This is a genomic window from Gallibacterium salpingitidis (assembly GCF_001678495.1).
GTDB classification, from domain to species: domain Bacteria; phylum Pseudomonadota; class Gammaproteobacteria; order Enterobacterales; family Pasteurellaceae; genus Gallibacterium; species Gallibacterium salpingitidis.
Window position 1 is genome coordinate 1 of the sequence record NZ_JTJL01000086.1, and the last position, 1,251, is coordinate 1,251.

At 32.7% G+C, this 1,251-nt stretch carries 1 protein-coding gene; it reads right to left on the minus strand.

The features are described 5' to 3' along the window. On the minus strand, positions 1-1,251 hold a 1,251-nt coding region (locus QS62_RS12120; RefSeq protein ID WP_197496312.1), incomplete at both ends, for a hypothetical protein.

Here is a 1,251-nt window from a genome sequence, read left to right on the forward strand (position 1 = left end):
CGAATCAACATCACCAGTAGAAATTCCTTTAAGTCTAGTAATAAGATATTTAGGAGACATCTTCTGTGGATTAATAGCAATTTGGTTATATCCTTTTAAAGCTTTTAAATATACTGAACTACCTGTATTGGCAACAATTGCATATAAATTAGGTTGAGCCTCGATTAGGTAAGGTGGCATTTCATCATCATCCTGTGACACAATAATTTGATTATTATCTGTCAATGCTTCTAATACTACTCTACTATTACTACTTGTTCGTACACCAAAAGTTCCAATATTTATGCTATTGCTATCTTCTACTCTCTGATAAACATTTGTGCTACCAACATCAATATAATTTCCTTTAGCAACTAAAATAGATGTGCTATCTAAAAATGTGAGTACTCCATGCGTATATAATGGAATATCATTATTCTTTTTTCTAATTTCTGATTTATCTACTCTTCTTACTCTAATTTGATTATAACCACTCTTCGCTTCTAAAAATAATTCTCCATAAGTATCTGTCTGTATTCCTTCTGCTCTATTGGCTCGAATACCAGTTGCTAAAAGCGTATTATTGCCTTTTGTTGCAATCACATGCATTTTGGATGAGCCTTGATTTTCTCCTACTTTAATGCCTGTTGCCAACACACTAAAACTCGAATAATTTCGCTGATCTGCTTGTGAAAAATCAAATACATTACTTTGCCCACTAATAACTACATCACTAGAACCTCTACTCCATATTCCATACATAAATCCACTATTACCTTCTGTTAATGCATAATGCGTTGGTTTAAAAGTTCTAAAAATATTCTGTCCATTATCTGCACGAATGGTCGCTTTAGAAATAGATAGCACTTTGACAAACCCAGTATCTTTACTTTCTCCCATGTAAGGATCCATCAAAAAAATATTATTTCCTGTTGTTGCTTCAATATTTACTGAACCATAATTTTGTGAAAGAACATTCATTCTTGTACTTTCACTCGCAATCTCTCCAGAAATGGTATTCTGTTTTGCAACTATATTTACTTCTCCTTTATTCACACCATGTATCACAGCAGAAAATCTAGAAACAGTACCTAAATATTTTGCATCAATATTATTCTCACCTTGTAAAGCAAATACATTAATTACAGTACCATCTCCATTGGCTTGTATTAGCGAAGGTGCCCTTGATAGAATTTGGTTATTTCCTTGTCCACTCACAATATTAATGACGCTATTTGGTTTCGTGACTTGAATTGCATATTTACTATCACT